The sequence below is a fragment of the Kribbella sp. NPDC003505 genome, from assembly GCF_040610875.1.
Taxonomy (GTDB): domain Bacteria; phylum Actinomycetota; class Actinomycetes; order Propionibacteriales; family Kribbellaceae; genus Kribbella.
In genome coordinates this window covers 908,118-924,370 of the sequence record NZ_JBEXNA010000003.1, presented here as the reverse complement: position 1 = coordinate 924,370, position 16,253 = coordinate 908,118, and the positions used below count along the sequence as shown (strand labels likewise).

Annotated in this window: 19 protein-coding genes; 11 read left to right on the top strand and 8 right to left on the bottom strand. The window is 69.7% G+C overall.

Annotated features, from left to right (window positions below):
- Window positions 1-61 precede the first annotated feature (61 nt).
- Window positions 62-1,048 carry an NAD(P)H-binding protein gene (locus ABZX12_RS13375; protein WP_355692784.1) on the bottom strand — a complete coding sequence of 329 codons (987 nt, stop codon included), beginning with the start codon at window positions 1,046-1,048 and terminating at the stop codon, window positions 62-64.
- 72 nt (window positions 1,049-1,120) lie between these two features.
- On the opposite strand from ABZX12_RS13375, the gene ABZX12_RS13370 reads away from it, so the two are divergent.
- The 4 genes from ABZX12_RS13370 to ABZX12_RS13355 all read left to right on the top strand — a co-directional run bounded on the left by ABZX12_RS13370 (window position 1,121) and on the right by ABZX12_RS13355 (window position 4,594).
- Complete coding sequence (locus ABZX12_RS13370) at window positions 1,121-2,056, top strand: helix-turn-helix domain-containing protein (protein WP_355692782.1); 936 nt, start codon at window positions 1,121-1,123, stop codon at window positions 2,054-2,056.
- Window positions 2,057-2,093: 37 nt separating this feature from the next.
- On the top strand, window positions 2,094-2,885 hold the full coding sequence (locus tag ABZX12_RS13365; RefSeq protein ID WP_355692780.1) for an alpha/beta hydrolase: 792 nt from the start codon (window positions 2,094-2,096) through the stop codon (window positions 2,883-2,885).
- 5 nt (window positions 2,886-2,890) lie between these two features.
- Complete coding sequence (locus ABZX12_RS13360; protein ID WP_355692861.1) at window positions 2,891-3,763, top strand: AraC family transcriptional regulator; 873 nt, start codon at window positions 2,891-2,893, stop codon at window positions 3,761-3,763.
- A gap of 69 nt (window positions 3,764-3,832) precedes the next feature.
- The gene (locus ABZX12_RS13355; RefSeq protein ID WP_355692778.1) at window positions 3,833-4,594 is read left to right on the top strand and encodes an SDR family oxidoreductase; all 762 of its coding nucleotides are present in this window, start codon (window positions 3,833-3,835) and stop codon (window positions 4,592-4,594) included.
- On the opposite strand, the gene ABZX12_RS13350 is transcribed toward ABZX12_RS13355, so the two are convergent.
- A complete protein-coding gene (locus ABZX12_RS13350; RefSeq protein WP_355692776.1) occupies window positions 4,595-5,395 on the bottom strand; it encodes a MerR family transcriptional regulator in 801 nt (266 codons plus the stop codon).
- An 80-nt stretch (window positions 5,396-5,475) separates the two neighbouring features.
- Here ABZX12_RS13350 and ABZX12_RS13345 point away from each other — a divergent pair, with 80 nt between their 5' ends.
- Window positions 5,476-6,237 carry an SDR family oxidoreductase gene (locus tag ABZX12_RS13345; RefSeq protein ID WP_355692774.1) on the top strand — a complete coding sequence of 254 codons (762 nt, stop codon included), beginning with the start codon at window positions 5,476-5,478 and terminating at the stop codon, window positions 6,235-6,237.
- A gap of 9 nt (window positions 6,238-6,246) precedes the next feature.
- Entirely contained in the window at window positions 6,247-6,567 is a 321-nt protein-coding gene (locus ABZX12_RS13340) for a nuclear transport factor 2 family protein (RefSeq protein WP_355692772.1), read from the top strand.
- Here the strand turns inward: ABZX12_RS13340 and ABZX12_RS13335 are convergent.
- The 3 genes from ABZX12_RS13335 to ABZX12_RS13325 all read right to left on the bottom strand — a co-directional run bounded on the left by ABZX12_RS13335 (window position 6,557) and on the right by ABZX12_RS13325 (window position 8,536).
- On the bottom strand, window positions 6,557-7,507 hold the full coding sequence (locus ABZX12_RS13335) for a small ribosomal subunit Rsm22 family protein (RefSeq protein ID WP_355692770.1): 951 nt from the start codon (window positions 7,505-7,507) through the stop codon (window positions 6,557-6,559). The two genes, ABZX12_RS13340 and ABZX12_RS13335, sit on opposite strands and share 11 nt — an antisense overlap.
- 207 nt (window positions 7,508-7,714) lie before the next feature.
- A complete protein-coding gene (locus ABZX12_RS13330) occupies window positions 7,715-8,305 on the bottom strand; it encodes a VOC family protein (RefSeq protein WP_355692768.1) in 591 nt (196 codons plus the stop codon).
- Window positions 8,306-8,314: 9 nt separating this feature from the next.
- Window positions 8,315-8,536: a hypothetical protein gene (locus tag ABZX12_RS13325; protein WP_355692766.1), complete on the bottom strand. Its 222-nt coding sequence runs from the start codon at window positions 8,534-8,536 to the stop codon at window positions 8,315-8,317.
- Window positions 8,537-8,662: 126 nt separating this feature from the next.
- On the opposite strand from ABZX12_RS13325, the gene ABZX12_RS13320 reads away from it, so the two are divergent.
- The 4 genes from ABZX12_RS13320 (at window position 8,663) to ABZX12_RS13305 (ending at window position 12,455) form a co-directional block, all read left to right on the top strand.
- Complete coding sequence (locus ABZX12_RS13320) at window positions 8,663-9,580, top strand: hypothetical protein (protein WP_355692764.1); 918 nt, start codon at window positions 8,663-8,665, stop codon at window positions 9,578-9,580.
- Window positions 9,581-9,615: 35 nt separating this feature from the next.
- The gene (locus ABZX12_RS13315; protein WP_355692762.1) at window positions 9,616-9,888 is read left to right on the top strand and encodes a hypothetical protein; all 273 of its coding nucleotides are present in this window, start codon (window positions 9,616-9,618) and stop codon (window positions 9,886-9,888) included.
- A 160-nt stretch (window positions 9,889-10,048) separates the two neighbouring features.
- Window positions 10,049-10,345 (top strand): hypothetical protein, encoded by a 297-nt coding sequence (locus ABZX12_RS13310; protein ID WP_355692760.1) that lies wholly within the window; start codon window positions 10,049-10,051, stop codon window positions 10,343-10,345.
- Between the two features lie 151 nt (window positions 10,346-10,496).
- On the top strand, window positions 10,497-12,455 hold the full coding sequence (locus ABZX12_RS13305) for a translation factor GTPase family protein (RefSeq protein WP_355692758.1): 1,959 nt from the start codon (window positions 10,497-10,499) through the stop codon (window positions 12,453-12,455).
- On the opposite strand, the gene ABZX12_RS13300 is transcribed toward ABZX12_RS13305, so the two are convergent.
- The 3 genes from ABZX12_RS13300 to ABZX12_RS13290 are packed head-to-tail and all read right to left on the bottom strand — an operon-like array spanning window position 12,412 to window position 15,112.
- A complete protein-coding gene (locus ABZX12_RS13300) occupies window positions 12,412-13,218 on the bottom strand; it encodes a putative protein N(5)-glutamine methyltransferase (protein WP_355692757.1) in 807 nt (268 codons plus the stop codon). The two genes, ABZX12_RS13305 and ABZX12_RS13300, sit on opposite strands and share 44 nt — an antisense overlap.
- A gap of 23 nt (window positions 13,219-13,241) precedes the next feature.
- Window positions 13,242-14,186 carry an SDR family NAD(P)-dependent oxidoreductase gene (locus ABZX12_RS13295; RefSeq protein ID WP_355692755.1) on the bottom strand — a complete coding sequence of 315 codons (945 nt, stop codon included), beginning with the start codon at window positions 14,184-14,186 and terminating at the stop codon, window positions 13,242-13,244.
- 17 nt (window positions 14,187-14,203) lie between these two features.
- The gene (locus ABZX12_RS13290; RefSeq protein WP_355692753.1) at window positions 14,204-15,112 is read right to left on the bottom strand and encodes a LysR substrate-binding domain-containing protein; all 909 of its coding nucleotides are present in this window, start codon (window positions 15,110-15,112) and stop codon (window positions 14,204-14,206) included.
- 96 nt (window positions 15,113-15,208) lie between these two features.
- Between ABZX12_RS13290 and ABZX12_RS13285 the strand changes: the two genes are divergently transcribed.
- Complete coding sequence (locus ABZX12_RS13285; RefSeq protein WP_355692752.1) at window positions 15,209-16,246, top strand: hydroxyacid dehydrogenase; 1,038 nt, start codon at window positions 15,209-15,211, stop codon at window positions 16,244-16,246.
- Window positions 16,247-16,253: the final 7 nt, after the last annotated feature.

The window sequence follows — 16,253 nt, the reverse complement described above, 5'->3', positions numbered from 1 at the left end:
GCGGGTCTCCAGCTGTGAGGCGGGCCAGCAGGCGACCACCATTCTCCCGCAGGAAACCGATTTACGGCAGGTCGAGCGTGAGCGGTAAATCTTTGAGGAAGTCGACGGCGTCGAACATCGCACCGGCCGACGCCACCCCGGTCGCCCGCGTCTGGCCGGCCAGGATCCGGCGGACCGCGCCCACGGCCAGCGGCGCCGAGATCGCGTAGATGTCCTGCCCGGTCGCCGTCGCCCGCCGCTCCTCGCCGCCGATCTGCACGCGGACGTCCACCACGAACGTCTGGTCGGACCGGCCCTGCTCGTCGACGGCGGCCGGCGCCGGGGTCTCCGTGTCCGCCAGGTCACCGGCCGCCTCGAGCGTCATGTACGTACGGACCTCGGGGACGGCGACGTGGGTCGGGATCGTGATGACGTCGGCCATCGTGAACTCGGCGATCACGCGCCGCCGGCCGAGCGGGTCGGGGAACGTCCAGTCCTGCTGGACCACCTCGTCCTGGTGGTACTGCAGGCTGCCTCCGGAGAAGCGCACCCGGCGCCCGGCCCGCCGGTCGTGCGAGACCTTCCCGGCGGCGCGGGTCCCGGGTGTGGGGTGCCAACTGCTCAGCCCGTACGCGACGTGCACCTCGTCGGCGGTCGTCAGGTCCCCGAGTGCTGCCGTCGTCAGCAGGTCTCCGAGTCCGCCGTAGAAGGCCATCGCCGGCACGACCGGGATGCTGCTGCGCCGGGCGAACGTCGAGACGTTCGCCTCGAGTTCGGCCGCTACGTCGACGTACGGGATCCGGGCGCGGGCGGCGGCGTCGATGATCGGGTCGGCGGTGGTGGCGAACGGGCCCGCGCAGTTGATGACAGCTGCCGCGTTCTCCAGGGCCTGGTCGAGGGCGTGCGGGTCGTCGACGGCGGCCGGGCGGATGTCGAGGTCACCCCACTGCTCCGCGAGTGCGGCCTGGTTGCGGCCCGAGGCCACGACGGGAAGGTTCTGCCGGACGAGTTCCTCGACGACGAAGCGGCCGGTGTGACCGGTGGCGCCGTACACGACGATTGCGTTCATGGAGACGAGTCTGGCCGGTCCGGGCCGGGTGGTGTGAGAGTCCGGAACGACACCATCCGTACACTTTCGGACATGCCCACCGTCGCGCTCGCCACCGCCGGCCATCTGCTCCACTTCGAGCTCGGGATCGCCTACGAGATCTTCGGCAACCCGCCGGTCGGCGTCGACGAGTGGTACGACGTCCGGCTGTGCGGGCCGCGGCCGGTCCAGGTCGGGCCGTTCGTGGTCGAGCCGACCGAGCCGCTCGACGCGATCGCGCGGGCCGACACGGTCCTGGTGCCGGCGCTCGCGGACGTCGACGAGCCGATGCCCGGCGAGCTGGTGGACGCGGTGCGCACGGCGTACGACGCGGGTGCGCGGATCGCGTCGCTGTGCACCGGCGCGTTCGTGCTCGGCGCGGCCGGCATTCTCGACGGGCGGCGGGCGACCACGCACTGGGCGCACACGGAGGTGCTGAGCGCGCGGTATCCGGAGGTCGTGGTGGATCCGGACGTGCTCTACACGGACAACGGGAAGGTGCTGACCGCGGCGGGCAAGGCCGCAGCGGTCGACCTGTGCCTGCACCTCGTCCAGCTCGATCACGGCGCGACGATCGCGAACACGGTCGCCCGGCGTCTCGTCGTACCGCCGCACCGTACGGGCGGGCAGGCGCAGTTCGTGGCGACGCCGGTGCAGGTCGGCGGCGACCACTCGCTCGCGCAGTTGCTGGCTTGGGTGCAGGAGCGGCTGGATCAGCCGTTGACCGTGACGGACCTCGCCAAGCGCGCCAACACCAGCTCGCGCCACCTGGGCCGCCAGTTCCGCGCCGTCACCGGCCAGACCCCGCTCCAATGGCTGCTCACCCAACGGGTCCGCCGCGCCCAGCAACTGCTCGAGTCGACCGACGACCCGATCGACAAGGTCGCCACCGCCACCGGCCTCGGCACGGCAACCACCCTGCGCCGACACTTCCAGCGCGTCGTCGGAGTACCCCCGAACACGTACCGCCGCTCCTTCCGGAGCGCGTAGTCTCGGTCGGCATGGGGGCTCTACTGGTGGGAGAACCGTGAGCAAGCAGACTGGGTACGCCGACGTGAACGGCCTGCGCATGTACTACGAAGTGCACGGCGAAGGCGGTACGCCGCTGCTGTTGCTGCACGGCGGCCTGTTCAACATCGACCTGCAGTTCGGGGAACTGATCGACGGGCTGTCGGCCAAGCGGCAGGTGATCGCGACCGACTTCCAGGGGCACGGGTACACCAACGACATCGACCGCCCGCTGGGGACGGCGGAACTGGCGTCCGACGTGGTGGGGCTGCTGGCACGTCTCGACGTACCGAGGGTCGACCTGTTCGGGTTCAGCGTCGGCGGCGCGGTCGCCCTCTACCTCGCGATCGAGTATCCCGAGCTGGTCCGCAAGGCCGTCATCTCGTCGGTCTCCTTCAACCCGTCGGGCGACCGCGACGAGAACGCGGCCGCGGTCGAGTCGATGAAGGTCGAGATGATCGCCGGTACGCCGATGGAGGCCGACTACCTGGCGAAGTCGCCGCACCCCGATCACGACCACCTGCAGACGCTGCTCGACAAGCTCGGCGCGTACGACCGCGGCACCTCCGGCTGGTCCGACGACGACATCCGCGGCATCGAGGCCCCGACCTTGCTCACCTTCGGCGATGCCGATGCGGTGAAGCTCGAGCACGTCGTGCGTTTTCACCAGCTCCGCGGCGGCGACGTCAACGGGGACTTCGTCGGCGTCCCCGCCTCCCAGCTCGCGATCTTCCCCGGCACCACCCACTTCACCGGCCTCGCCCGCACTCCGCTCGTCCTCGACGCGGTCACCACGTTCCTCGATGCGTGACGACCATGCCGGGTCTGGCGGAGCTGCGTGAGCTGATCGTCCGGGCGGCCGGGCGCGAAGACACCGTCGACGGGCTGTTGGTATCGGTGGTGACGGCAACCACCCTGCCGGCAGCGAGTCTGGCGACGCCGACGTTCGCGCTGGTCGCGCAGGGACGGAAGCGGTTGGCGCTCGGCGAGCAGGTCTTCGAGTACGGCGCCGGTGACTACCTCGTCGTTTCCGTCGACCTGCCGGTGACCGGGCACTTCGTGGAGGCGTCGCCGGATGCGCCGTGCCTCGGGGTCGGGCTCGAGCTTCGTCCGGAGATGATCGCGGCGCTGCTGCTCGACGCGGCGGACAAACCCGGGCCGGTCCGCGGTCTGACCGTGAGCCGCGCATCGGCCGAACTGATCGACGCGATGATTCGTCTCCTCCGCCTGGTCGAGGAGCCGGACGATGCGCCCGTCCTCGCACCGCTCGTCCAGCGCGAGGTCCTGTGGCGGCTGCTCCGCAGCCCGCAGGGAGCCGCCGTCCGCGACATCGGCCTGGTCGACAGCAGCCTGTCGCACGTCGCGCGCGTCATCCGGTGGATCCGCGACCACTACACCGAGCCGTTCCGCGTCGAGGACCTCGCGGCAATGGCCGGCCTGAGTACGTCGGCCTTCCACCGGCACTTCCGGACCGTGACCGAGCTGACCCCGATCCAGTTCCAGAAGAAGATCCGGCTGCAGGAGGCCCGGCTGCGCGTGGTCGGGCTCGGCGAGGACGTGACCAGCGCCGGGTACGCCGTCGGTTACGACAGCCCGTCCCAGTTCAGCCGCGAGTACCGGCGCGAGTTCGGGATGCCGCCGAGTCGCGATCGAGCAGGATCAGGCAAGTCACCGCGAGCATTGGTCTAACACATTCCCCTGCGCGACGCGTGTACTGGTCGGGAACCTGATCCTGACCAGTAGGAGTTGTGCACGATCATGCATGTAGCTGTCATCACCGGCGGAAGTTCCGGCATCGGCCAGAGCGCGGCCTTCGAGCTCGCGAAGCGCGGCACGGCCGTCGTCGTCACGTACCGCGGCGGCCGCGAACGCGCCCTGGAGACGGTCGAGCGGATCGAGAAGGACGGCGGTACGGCGGCGGCACTGCCGCTCGACGTCGCCCGTCCGGAAACGTTCGACGCGTTCCGCGCCGCGCTCACCGACGTACTGCGGGGATGGGACCGCACCTCGTTCGACGTACTCGTCAGCAACGCCGGTGTCGGACAGCCGCCGGTCATGTTCGACGACACCACCGAGGAGCTGTTCGACCAGATGGTGAACGTCCACCTCAAAGGCCCGTACTTCCTCACCCAGACACTGCTGCCGGTGATCGCCGACCACGGCGCGATCGTCTTCACGACCAGTACGTCGGCGCTCGAGTCGGCGCGGCCGACCCCCGGCTACTCGGTCTACGCGAGCGTCAAGGGCGCGCAGATCGTTCTGACCCGCTACCTCGCCAAGGAGCTGAGCGCGCGCGGGATCCGCGTCAACGCGGTCGCGCCCGGCGTGACCCGGACCCGGCTGGGCGACGACGCGTTCGCGCAGCACCCCGAGCTGATCCCGCCGATCGCGGAGCGCACCGCCCTCGGCCGGATCGGCGAGTCCGACGACCTCGGCAAGGTCATCGCGTTCCTCGGCTCCCCGGACGCCGGCTGGATCACCGCCCAGACCGTCGAGGCGTCCGGCGGCTACGAGCTCTGATCAGCCGACCCGGAAGACCGGCCAGGCGATGCCGGTGCGCCAGGCCGTCGGGTCGGGGTCGTCCTGCGGGCGGACCGTGTACGTCTCCTGCACCGGGCCGGCCACGGCCAGCGCGTGCTCGTGCACCCAGGTCGCGAGTCGGCCGTAGGTGACGTCGATGTCGTCGTGCGGTCCGTGGTGGACCGTGGCCGCGAACTCGACGGCGGGCAGCTCGACCGGCCGCACCCGCCCGTACGACGGCGCGTCCGCCACCGGGTAGTAGACCAGGACCCTCCCGCGCCCTTCGGCGAACAGGTCGTTGTCGTAGTGCCCGCCGGGCGGACCGAGCGGCTCGGCGACGGCGGCGTCGAGCTCGGCCATCGCCCCGTCGTACCACTGGAGGACGCCGTCCAGGCTGAGGATGTCCGTGATCCCGGCAACCAATCGCGCGGGCTCCGTGCGGAGCTCGACCTCGAGAGGCCCCGGAGCGGGCCGGAGCAGTTGTTGCAGGGAGGTGACAGCCGCCCGGGTCCGCTCGAGGGTCTCCTGCAAGCGGTCGAGATGGACGGCGACGAGCTCCGCGCGCCTGTCCGGGTTGTCGGTCGCGATGATCGCGGCCACCTCGGCCAGCGGTACGTCGAGCTCGCGCAGCCGGTGGATGACCTGCGCGGACGGGATCTGGTCGACGGTGTAGTAGCGGTAGCCGCTGGACGCGTCGACCGTCGCCGGTTCGAGCAGCCCGCTCTCGTGGTACCGCCGCAGCGTGCGCACGCTCAGATGGGTCGCCCGCGCGAACTCGCCGATCGTCAACCCGCTGCGCACGTCGTTCAGCCTGCACCCTCCCCCGGGGAGAGAGTCAACTCCTTGCGTCTCCCCCGGCGGGAGACGGCACCGTCGCCGGTATGGATCTCAGCAACCGCACGGCGGTGGTGACCGGCGCGAGCAAAGGCACCGGCGCCGCGATCACCGACCGTCTCCGTGCCGAGGGCGTCACCGTCCTCGGCGTCGCGCGCACCGCACCGGCCGACGCCGGGCTGTTCGTCACCGCCGACCTCACCACGCCCGCCGGGACCGCCGCGGTCGCGGAGGCCGTCCGCAGCGAGTTCGGTACGCCGGACATCGTCGTTCACACACTTGGCGGCTCGAGCAGCCCGGCCGGCGGGTACGCCGTACTCGACGATGATCTGTGGGACGCCGAGCTCCGGCTCAACCTGCTCGCCGCGGTCCGGCTCGACCGGGCGCTGCTCCCGGGGATGACCGAGCGCCGCGCCGGCGCGATCGTGCACGTGTCGTCGATCCAGCGGCGGATGCCGTTGCACGAGGCAACGCTCGGGTACGCCGCGGCCAAGGCGGCGCTCACGACGTACAGCAAAGGACTGTCGAACGAGGTCGCCGCGCACGGCATCCGGGTCAACGTCGTCTCGCCCGGCGCGATCCGGACCACGAGCGCCGACCACCTGGCCGACCGCATCGCCGCCGCCCGGGGCCTGACCCGCGAGCAGGCCTGGCAGGACATCCTCGCGTCGCTCGGCGGCGTACCGCTGCAGCGCGCCGCCGAGCCCGGCGAGGTCGCCGACCTCGTCGCGTTCCTGGTCTCCGATCGCGCCTCCGCGATCACCGGCGCCGACTTCACCATCGACGCCGGCACCGTCCCCACCATCTGAGGAGCTCCAGTGCTGCCTGACACCATCACGAAGTACCTCGTCGGTCACGTCACCCGGAACGTACCGGCGGCGATGCGCTGGTACGCCGACCATGCCGAGGTCACCGACGACGGCAAGACCTATCGCGGCCGCGACGAGATCCGTGCCTGGCTGGCGAGGTCGGCGAGCGAATACAGCTACACGACCGAACTCATCAGCACCCGGCAGATCGACGAGCACACCTACGTCGCGACCCACCACCTCGAGGGCAACTTCCCGGGCGGAACCGTCGACCTCGACTTCACCTTCACCCTCGTCGACGGACTGATCAGCCGGCTCGTCATCGCCTGAGCTCCGCACCCCACGCCGCGTCCCGGGCGCTGCGATACGACGGCGACGACCTCGGTACGACGACGTGCTCCGCCGTACCGTCCGGGGTGCACAGGTCGAGGACCACCTGGCCCTTGCGGCGCGTCGGCCGGGTCAGCACCCGCGCCGCGGCCGCGCGCACCGGGCGCCGGGTCGCGACGACGTACGCGAACTTCTCGTCTTCGTAGTTGCGGATGCCGTCCTTCAGGATCCGGTGGAGTTCGGTGCGTGGCAGACGCGCCGCGAAATGGCACCAGTCGATCGGACAGGGGCCTTGGTGCGGGCAGGGCGCCGCGATCGTGAACCCCTGCTCCATCAGCAGGTCGCGAGCAGCAAGCGTCCGGCGGTGACCGCCCGGAGTGCCTGGTTCGACCAGGACGATGGTGGTCGCGGACTGCGCCGCGGCCCGGATCAGGTCGTCGCGGCGGGCAGCGGCGAGCTCGTTCAGGACGTATCCGATGGTGACCAGATCGACCGGCCCGGGCGCGCTCCAGTTCCGGAGATCGGCCGGTGTCCAGCACCAGTTCCGCGCGAAGTTGCCCTCGGCAAGGTGCTTGCCGAGGCGGAGCGCGGCTGGTTGACGCTCGACGATCTCGCTGGTGATCGCGGGCCACAGCGCAACAGCTGCCCAGGCTGCGGCGCCCGTCCCGCCGCCGAGGTCCAGTTGCGTGGTGAAAGCCGCGTCGATGTGATGCCCGGCCATCGACAAGGCCGCGTGCAGCGCGCGGAACGTCGCCGGCATCCGGACCACGGCGTACGCGAGGGCGTCGAGCGGATCGCTGATGCCGGGGGTCGCGTCGTCGACCTCCTCGGTGCGATAGCGGTGTGAGAGAGCGGCTACGCGGCGGCGCAGTTCGTGCTGGGGAACGCCGGCGACGGCACGTGCGAGGGCAGCATGAAGTTGGGTGTCCACGGAGGACATGCGGAAGCTCCGGTTCGATCGGCACGGAGTGCGCGGCTGTCTGAGCGCGCACGTGATCCGCGGCCAGACGCCGCGACGCACCGATCGGTCCGGAGAAGAAAGCTGTCAGCCCGTCAGCGGGCAGCAGCCGAGGAGGGAACGGCGCGGAACCGGACAACCTTCCAAGCCATCACACACCTCCTCGATCCAGCTCGACGATAACAGAAGTCAGCGGCCCTCCGACGTACACAGGCAGACCTTGTTGCCCTGCGGATCGGCCAGCACGATGAACGCGGGCGCCTCCTCGTCGTACACGACCTTGCCGCCGGCGGCGAGCGCTGCCTCGATCCGCCCGGGCACGACCTCGGGCGGCAGCCACAGGTCGAGGTGGAACCGCTGGCGTGGCTCCTCGTGCGGCTTCGTCCCCTGGAACCACAGGTTCGCGACCCGTCCCGTCGGGTCGATGATGTCGTTGCCTGTGAAGGCTTCCGTGCTGCCGGTGAGCACCGCCGCCCAGAACGGACCGAGCTCGACCAGGTCCGCCGTGTCCAACGCTACCTCGAGTTGCGACACGGCCGCCGGGTCGGCGGTCAGACCGTGCTCGGCCGCGATCGAGCTGATCCGCGCCGCGAGCTCCGGATCCCTGGTCGCCACGTCCACGAACGACGCGCCGAGCCGCACCTCGGGCACGGCGTCCTGGCAGGCCTCCCCCACCGCGGCCACGAACCGCGCGCCGTCCACGTAGGCGTCGATCAGGAATCTCGCGTGCAACGACTGCGCGAGCCGCCGCCAGTCCGCCACTTCAGGCCCAACCACCATGCCCCGAGGCTACGTCCCGGCACCGACAGTTCCGGCCTGCAGTGTCGCGAGATCGCGCTCGGCGTACCGGCGATGCTCGAACTCCTCGGCGAGGATCGTGCCGAGGCACTCGCCGACGACGTAACTCTCGGACGCCGGGTAGCCGGGGCCGGGAACAGGTGTCGTGTGCTCGGTCAGTTGCGAATACGACAGATCGATTACATGCCAGCTCCGAGTACGACGGCAGAACATGCCCGGCCGCTACAGCCATGAGATTGCATCTTGTTGCAATCGCAGAGCCTTCCAGTGCCGGCGACTCACCCCTACCGTCGACATACCGGCCGCCGGGGGGCGCCGGGCCCGCCCATGGAGGTATTGATGAAAATCCGCAAAGTGGTGACGCTGCTACTTGCATCGGCCCTCGGATCGGTCGTATGTATGACTTCCGCCTCAGCTGCGCCGCCGGATGACGCCAGGTCGGTGGCCGCTTCCGCGAAGTCACCGGCTGACTGTTCAGCTGTGGCGCAGGCGTCAGGCGAGTGCCTTGGCTGGGCCGGCGGGGAAGGGGCAGATCTGGCGGCGGCCACAGTTGCCAGTGCGCTGCGTCTCGGGAAGGCCGACCTGGCCCGCAAGTTCTTCGACGGTCGTCGTGCCAGAATGAGCGCGGGCACTCAGAGCGTAATCAGTCAGGCCCTCGCGGTGGAGGCCAAGGAAGGTGCCGACGAAGCCGCTCGCGTACTTGCCCCGCTCGTGTTTCCCGCACGAAGCACCACGCATGCCGTCCCGAAGATTTATAGCCCCAATGCCTCTCAGATCGACAACGGCGAGACCCGCGCTACGGGTTGGTACAAATGGGTGCTGCATGGATCAACGCAGACTCAGATCTACTACGGATACACCAATTCGTCCGGGTACCACACCTTGGGCTCGCTGACCGCCGATCTCGAGGCTCACACGTATTATCCCGGCTCGGGTGCGCATTGGTACATGGATGTCGTACACAGCTCCGGAGTGCGGCCGTATCTCAGTAGTAATGTGGAAAGGATCTACCAGGACGTCACCCTTGGTGGGGATCCCGCGAAATCCACTCTGAACTGCTACGCCGGCGGGTACACACTCGAGTGCAACGTCTACAGCAAGCCGTCGATGACGACGGGGAATTGGTACTATTTCCAGGCGAACTGGACGAATCAGCCGCCCGGATATCCGTCATCGACAGTCGAGGTCGAGACCCGGCGGTGGAAAGTGATAGATTCCGGCAACTGGGAGTTCTTGGCCTACGGCAACGGTGGCTGAACTCGACCAAGGTCAGTGCGCCCCAGGAGGATTGGTTGACCGGACCCGGCGAGATCGCTGATGCCCAGCGCCATCGTCTCGAGATGCTCGACGCTGTCTACGCCGCCATCCAGCGCCGCCTTGAGGTCCTGGAGTTGGTCAGCAACTCGGACGCGCCCGAGGATGCGCTGCGAGCTGTCCAACAGCTTCTCGGCGTGACCGAGCAGCATGCCCAAGCAGTGCTGGACCTTCAATTCGGGAGGCTGACCCTGTCGGGCGTGGCTCGCATCGAACGTGATCGCGAGCGGTTGCGCGCCGAGTTGGGGTGATCACCCCGGCGCTGCTGTAGGCACACCTCGGACGCCTTGAGAAAGTCACTCCGTACGCGCCTCCGTCCTCGCCACTCCGTCCTCGCCACTCCGGCGTCAGTGACGACTCGCGACCAGATCCTGGCGCTGAGTCGTTGGGCGAGTCGTACACTGTGGAGCCATGGACCGCGATCAGGCTGGGGCGGGCGACTGCTCGGAGGCTGCCCAGGACGCCGGGGACTGTCTGGGGTGGGCGGGCACGCGGGGCGCTGATCCGGTCGCGGCGGCGATTGCCAGTGCGCTGCTTCAGGGGAGGTCCGCGGGCGCCCGGGCGTTCTTCGAGAACCATCGGGCCGAGGTCGATCCGGCGACCAGGGACCTGATCCTGGAAGCCTTCGCGGTCGAGTCCGTCCACGGGGCCGGGGCGGCACGGCGCGTCCTGGCGCCGCTGGTCTATCCGCCACCCCCAACCATGTAGGCATCGGCTAAATAGTTTGTCCGTGGGTGGAACGGTTGGTGTACTCGGGGCGTACCGAAGAACAGGTGTCACGTTAAGGAGTCCGTCATGCGACCTCGCTTCATGTCTGTCGCGGAGACCACTGACACCTGTTCGAAGGACATGAAGCTGCGTGGAAGTACTGAACCTCGGGATTCTGGCGCATGTTGACGCCGGGAAGACCAGCCTGACCGAGCGGCTGCTGTATGCCGCCGGAGTCATCGACGAGGTCGGCAGTGTCGATGACGGGAACACCCAGACCGACTCGCTCGCGCTCGAGCGGCAGCGGGGGATCACGATCAAGACGGCTGTCGCCTCGTTTGCGCTGGGCGATCTCACCGTCAACCTGATCGACACCCCGGGACACCCGGACTTCATCGCCGAGGTGGAGCGTGCGCTGAGCGTGCTGGACGGCGCAGTCCTGGTCGTCTCCGCGGTGGAGGGGGTGCAGGCGCAGACCCGCGTCCTCATGCGCACCCTGCAGCGCCTGCGCATTCCGACCCTGATCTTCGTGAACAAGCTCGACCGGCCCGGCGCGCAGTACGACGGCGTACTGCGGCAGATCACCGCCAAGCTCACCCGCGAGATCGTCCCGATGGGCGAAGCAGCACACCTCGGCACCCCCGAGGCGGCGTTCAAGCCCATCGTCCAGGAGGACACGCTCCTGGAGGTCCTCACCCGGCACGACGACGAACTCCTCGCGCGGTACGTCGAGAACGAGCCCCTGTCCCTGGACGAGGCACTCGCCGCACAGACACACCGGGCGATCGTCCACCCGGTGTACTTCGGGTCGGCGATCACCGGCGCCGGCGCGGAGGACCTCACCGACGGGATCCGGCAACTGCTCCCCCGCGCCCGCACCGACGGCGAGCCGCTCGACGGCACCGTGTTCAAGGTCGAGCGCGGACCGGCCGGCGAGAAGATCGCCTACGTGCGGATGTTCTCGGGCGCCGCCCACGTCCGTGAGCGCGTCCGGTACGGCGACACCGAGGGCAAGATCACCGCGCTCGAGGTCGTCGGCGAAGGCCCTGCGAGCACGATCCGCGCCGGCCGGATCGGGCGTTTCTGGGGGCTCGCCGAGATCCGGATCGGCGATACCGTGACCGATCCGCACACCACCTCCACCGCGCAGCGACGCAGCGCCCACGCGTTCGCGCCGCCGACGCTCGAAACGGTCGTCACGCCGCGGAAGCCGTCCGACAAGGGCAACCTGCGCGTCGCGCTCACCCAGCTCGCCGAGCAGGACCCGCTGATCAACCTTCGCCAGGACGACCTGCGGCAGGAAACCTACGTCTCGCTGTACGGCGAGGTGCAGAAGGAGGTCATCGAATCCACGCTTGCCACCGACTTCGGCATCGCGGTGGACTTCCGGGAGACGACGACGATCTGCGTCGAGCGGATCGACGGGACGGGCGCGGCGGTCGAGTTCAACAAGAAGGACGCGAACCCGTTCCTCGCCACCGTCGGGCTCCGGGTCGAACCGGCGCCCGTGAACGCCGGCGTCAGCTTCGCACTGGAGGTCGAGCTCGGCTCGATGCCGTACGCGTTCATCAAGGCCGTCGAGGAAACCGTGCGCGAAACCTTGCACCAGGGGATCCACGGCTGGCAGATTCCCGACGCCCGCGTCGTGATGACGCACTCGGGCTACTCCGCGCGCCAGAGTCACGCCCACGCCGTGTTCGACAAGAGCATGTCCAGCACGGCCGGTGACTTCCGGTTCCTCACGCCGCTGGTACTGATGACCGCACTCCAGCAGGCCGGTACGACGGTGCAGGAACCGATGCACCGCTTCCGGCTGGACATTCCGACCGACACGACCCGCGCCGTACTGGCGGCACTCGCCCGGCTCCGGGCGATCCCCCAGGTGCCGGCACTGGCCGCGGAAACCTCGACCCTGGAAGGAGAAATCCCCGCCGCGGCGGTGTACGAGCTCGAGCAGCAACTCCCCGCCCTCACCCGCGGCGAGGGCGTTCTGGAGTCGGCGTTCGAGCGCTACCAACCGGTGACCGGTCCGATCCCGGATCGCCCGCGCACCGACCACGACCCGCTCAACCGCCGGGAGTATCTCCTGCACGTCCAGCGGCGGGTCTGATCCCGTGCACGACGTTCGCGCCGAGGTCGTCGTCCGTGACGACCTCGGCGACGAGCCCCGCCGAAACCATCACCGCACGCGCCGTCGGAGCCTGACCCTCGCTCACCTCGACGAAGAGGTGACCGCCGGGAATCAACCACTCCGCGGCGTCGGCAGCCACCCGACGCAGGACAGCGAGACCGTCCGCACCACCGTCCAGCGTCACGTGCGGCTCGTAAAGCCGCGCCTCCGACGGCAGCAACCGGATCTCGTCCGTCGGCACATACGGGACGTTCGCCACCAGTACGTCGACCTGCCCGCGCAACCGCACCGGCAGCGCGTCGAACAGATCACCCTCGTACACGGACTCGGGCGGCACGTTCCGCCGAGCGCACCGCACCGCGGCCGGCTCGATGTCGGCGGCGTACAACGACACCTCACGCTCGGCCGCCACCGCAGCGCCCAGGGCGCCTGCACCACAGCACAGGTCCACCACGACCGAGCCCGCGACAGTCACCCGCAGCGCCTCACCGACCAGGAACTCGGTCCGCCGGCGCGGGATGAACACGCCAGGATCGACGGCGATCCGCAGCCCGCGGAACGACGCCCAGCCCACGACGTACTCCAACGGCTGTCCGCCGACCCGCTGCTCGACCATCGCGTCCAGCTCGGTCGCGTCCCGTGCGGACCCGGCGATCAACGCGGCCTCGTCCTCGGCGAACACGCATCCGGACGCCCGCAACCGCTCGACGATCCCGTCGAGCTCGAATGAAGAAACAGCCACCGATCCCCTTCGACGACCACAGACTAGCCGAACGCGTTCACTCCGGTGAGCTCCGCCGAGACGGTCCAGAGCCGCTCGGCCGACCGGGGGTCGATCGCGTACGGCCGCACGCCGGGGGTGTCGTCGGTCGACACCTCGGCGACCTCGCAGTCCTCCAGGAACACGCCGCCGATCCCGTCGAGCTGGGGTGACGTCGCCGCCCACACCTGCGTCGCCGCGCCCTGCTCCGGACTCTTGAACCCGGGGTTCAACGGGTTGCCGTCCTCGTCGATCCAGCCGTAGCCGACCATCTCCTCGCGGGTCAGGTGCCGCTGCAGCGGCGTGAGGATGCCGCCCGGGTGCAGCGCGAACGCGCGGACGCCGAAGTCCTTGCCGAGGGCATCGAGCTGGACGGCGAACAGCACGTTCGCGGTCTTCGCCTGCCCGTACGCCTCCCACTTGTCGTACCCGAGCCGGAACTCCAGGTCGTCCCACCGGATGTCCGACCGCCGGTGCCCGGTCGACGACACCGACACGACCCGGCCGCCGCCGTCCGCCGCGATCGCCGGCCACAGCCGGTTCACCAGCGCGAAGTGCCCGAGGTGGTTGGTCGCGAACTGCGCCTCCCAGCCCGGCCCGACCCGCGTCTCCGGGCTGGCCATGATCGCGGCGTTGTCGATCACGATGTCGACCGGGCGTCCGGACGCGAGGAACCGGCCGGCGAACGCCTCGACGCTGTCGAGGGAGCCGAGGTCCAGTTCGTCGACTTCGGCGAGGTCGCCGAGGATCTCGCGCGCCGTATCCGGACGTCGTGCCGGCACGACGACGTGCGCGCCCGCGCGGGCGAGCGCCTTGGTGGTCTCCAGGCCGAGGCCGGAATACCCGCCGGTGACGATCGCCAGCTTGCCGGTCAGGTCGATCCCGGCCAGGACCTCGTCGGCGGTGCTGTCGGGCCCGAAACCCGAGCCGATCTTGTGTTGTCCACTCATGGGTTCGAGCCTACGAATCAGAGCTCGCTCCAAGTCAAGTGCGGATCGGCGCGCAACGACTCCGCGAGCCGCTGCAGCGCCGGGTTCGGGTTGTCCGGGCTCCAGCACGCGTGCAACGTCACCGAGTGCGCGTCGGCCGCGTCCAGCTCCCGGTACCGGACGCCGTCGACGCCCATCGCCATGATCGAGCGCGGGATCAACGCACACCCCAGGCCGGCGCGGACCAGGGCGAGCATGGTCGGCACCTGCGACGCCAGCTGGCTGACGGCGTACCGATCCATCCCGATCATCGCCGCGCAGATGTCGTGCAGGTACTGCGAACCCTCCGGGCTGTACCCGATGTAGTCGTCGGTCACGTCCACCAGCGACACCGGACGGTCGCCCTCGGCCAGCGGATGCGCGGCCGGTACGGCGAGCACCAGGTCCTCGGAGTGCACCAGCAGCGACTCGAACTGCGCCGGGATCGGCGGCCGCACCAACCCGAGGTCGATCTCCAGGTTCGCCAGCGCCTCGAACTGGGCCGGACTCACCAGCTCGGTCAGCTCCGCCGTCACCCCGGGCGTCCGTTTCCCGACCATGGTCAGGAAGTCGGCGAGCACGGCGTACGCGCCGATCGCGGTGAACGCGAGCCGCAGCGTCCCGGTGGTGCCGTCCGCGGCGCGGCGGGTCGCCTCGGGCGCGACGTCCAGCAGCGCCAGCACCCGGCGGGCGTGCTCGAGGAAGACTCCCCCGGCCGCGGTCAGGCGGACGCCGCGGCCGGTGCGGTCGAACAGGCGGACGTCGAGCGTGCGTTCGAGGCCCTGGATCTGCCGGGTCAGCGGCGGCTGGGTCAGGTTGAGGCGCTGCGCCGCCCGCCCGTAGTGCAGCTCCTCGGCGACCGCGACGAACCCCCGGAGCTGTTGCAGCGACAAGTCCATGGTCGCCATGCAAGCACGGTATCGGTCCATACGTAAATGGGCTTGGACCTGCATAACGGAAAGCGCCTACCGTCGTGGCTACCTCGACGTGAAGGAGTACTCACGGTGCCGAATCCCGCGCCCAGACTTGCCGCCCTGATGTCCCCGGACCGTGCGACGGATGTCGTCGACGCGAGCACTCGACAGCTGCTGGAGGAGCGGTTCGAGGTGGTCTGGGCGACTGCCGACCACACCGCCGGGCCCGGGTCCCCCGCGAAGCCTCCGGCGCTCGCCCCGGATGCCGTACCGGCCCTCGCCGAAGGCGCCGACGTACTGCTGACCAGCTGGGGTACGCCGCACCTGGCCAAGGAGCTGTGGGCCGACGGCAACGGCCCGAAGGTCGTCGCGCACGCGGCCGGCACGGTGAAGAACCTGATCGATCCGGCCATCCTCGACCAGGGCGTCGCGGTGTTCTCGGCCGGCCCGCGGATCGCGTGGTCGGTCGGCGAGTACTGCCTCGCGTCGATGCTCACCCTCGCCCGGCGGCTGCCGCGCTTCGACGGCGCGATCCGCGGCGGCGGCTGGAAGCAGACCGGCTTCCGCGGTCACGAACTGGCCGGCGCCAAGGTCGGCATCATCGGCGCGAGCAGTACGGCGCGGGCGCTGATCACCCTGCTGAAGCCGTTCGGCTGCGATGTGGTCGTGTACGACCCGTACCTGAGCGCGGAGCGCGCGACCGAGCTCGGCGTACGCCTGGCCGACCTGCCCGAGGCAGCCGCGAGCACCTTCGTGTCGATCCACGTCCCGAACGTCCCGGAGACACAAGGCATGATCTCCCGCGAGCTGATCGAGAACCTGCCCGACGGCGCGGTCGTGGTCAACTCGTCGCGCGGTCCGGCGGTCGACCAGCAGGCTCTGCTCGACCACGCACTCGACGGCCGGATTTCCGCGGCCCTCGACGTCTACGACCCCGAGCCGCCGTCCTTCGACGCGCCCACCCTGGCGTGCCCAAACCTGTTGCTCACCCCGCACATCGCCGGTGACACCGCCGAGGGCCATCTGGCGCTCGCCGGCTACGTGATCCGCGACACGCTCAAGTGGCTCGAGGACGGAACCCGCGGGCCGAGCTTCGTCGACCCGGCCGTCTGGTCGATCGCCGCCTGAAAGGACT

Bases quoted from the DNA above. Each gene is read 5' to 3' on its own strand.
- ABZX12_RS13375 (WP_355692784.1), bottom strand. From the start codon at position 1,048: ATGAACGCAATCGTCGTGTACGGCGCCACCGGTCACACCGGCCGCTTC.
- ABZX12_RS13370 (WP_355692782.1), top strand. From the start codon at position 1,121: ATGCCCACCGTCGCGCTCGCCACCGCCGGCCATCTGCTCCACTTCGAG.
- ABZX12_RS13360 (WP_355692861.1), top strand. From the start codon at position 2,891: ATGCCGGGTCTGGCGGAGCTGCGTGAGCTGATCGTCCGGGCGGCCGGG.
- ABZX12_RS13355 (WP_355692778.1), top strand. From the start codon at position 3,833: ATGCATGTAGCTGTCATCACCGGCGGAAGTTCCGGCATCGGCCAGAGC.
- ABZX12_RS13345 (WP_355692774.1), top strand. From the start codon at position 5,476: ATGGATCTCAGCAACCGCACGGCGGTGGTGACCGGCGCGAGCAAAGGC.
- ABZX12_RS13335 (WP_355692770.1), bottom strand. From the start codon at position 7,507: ATGTCCTCCGTGGACACCCAACTTCATGCTGCCCTCGCACGTGCCGTC.
- ABZX12_RS13330 (WP_355692768.1), bottom strand. From the start codon at position 8,305: ATGGTGGTTGGGCCTGAAGTGGCGGACTGGCGGCGGCTCGCGCAGTCG.
- ABZX12_RS13325 (WP_355692766.1), bottom strand. From the start codon at position 8,536: ATGTTCTGCCGTCGTACTCGGAGCTGGCATGTAATCGATCTGTCGTAT.
- ABZX12_RS13320 (WP_355692764.1), top strand. From the start codon at position 8,663: ATGAAAATCCGCAAAGTGGTGACGCTGCTACTTGCATCGGCCCTCGGA.
- ABZX12_RS13310 (WP_355692760.1), top strand. From the start codon at position 10,049: ATGGACCGCGATCAGGCTGGGGCGGGCGACTGCTCGGAGGCTGCCCAG.
- ABZX12_RS13295 (WP_355692755.1), bottom strand. From the start codon at position 14,186: ATGAGTGGACAACACAAGATCGGCTCGGGTTTCGGGCCCGACAGCACC.
- ABZX12_RS13290 (WP_355692753.1), bottom strand. From the start codon at position 15,112: ATGGCGACCATGGACTTGTCGCTGCAACAGCTCCGGGGGTTCGTCGCG.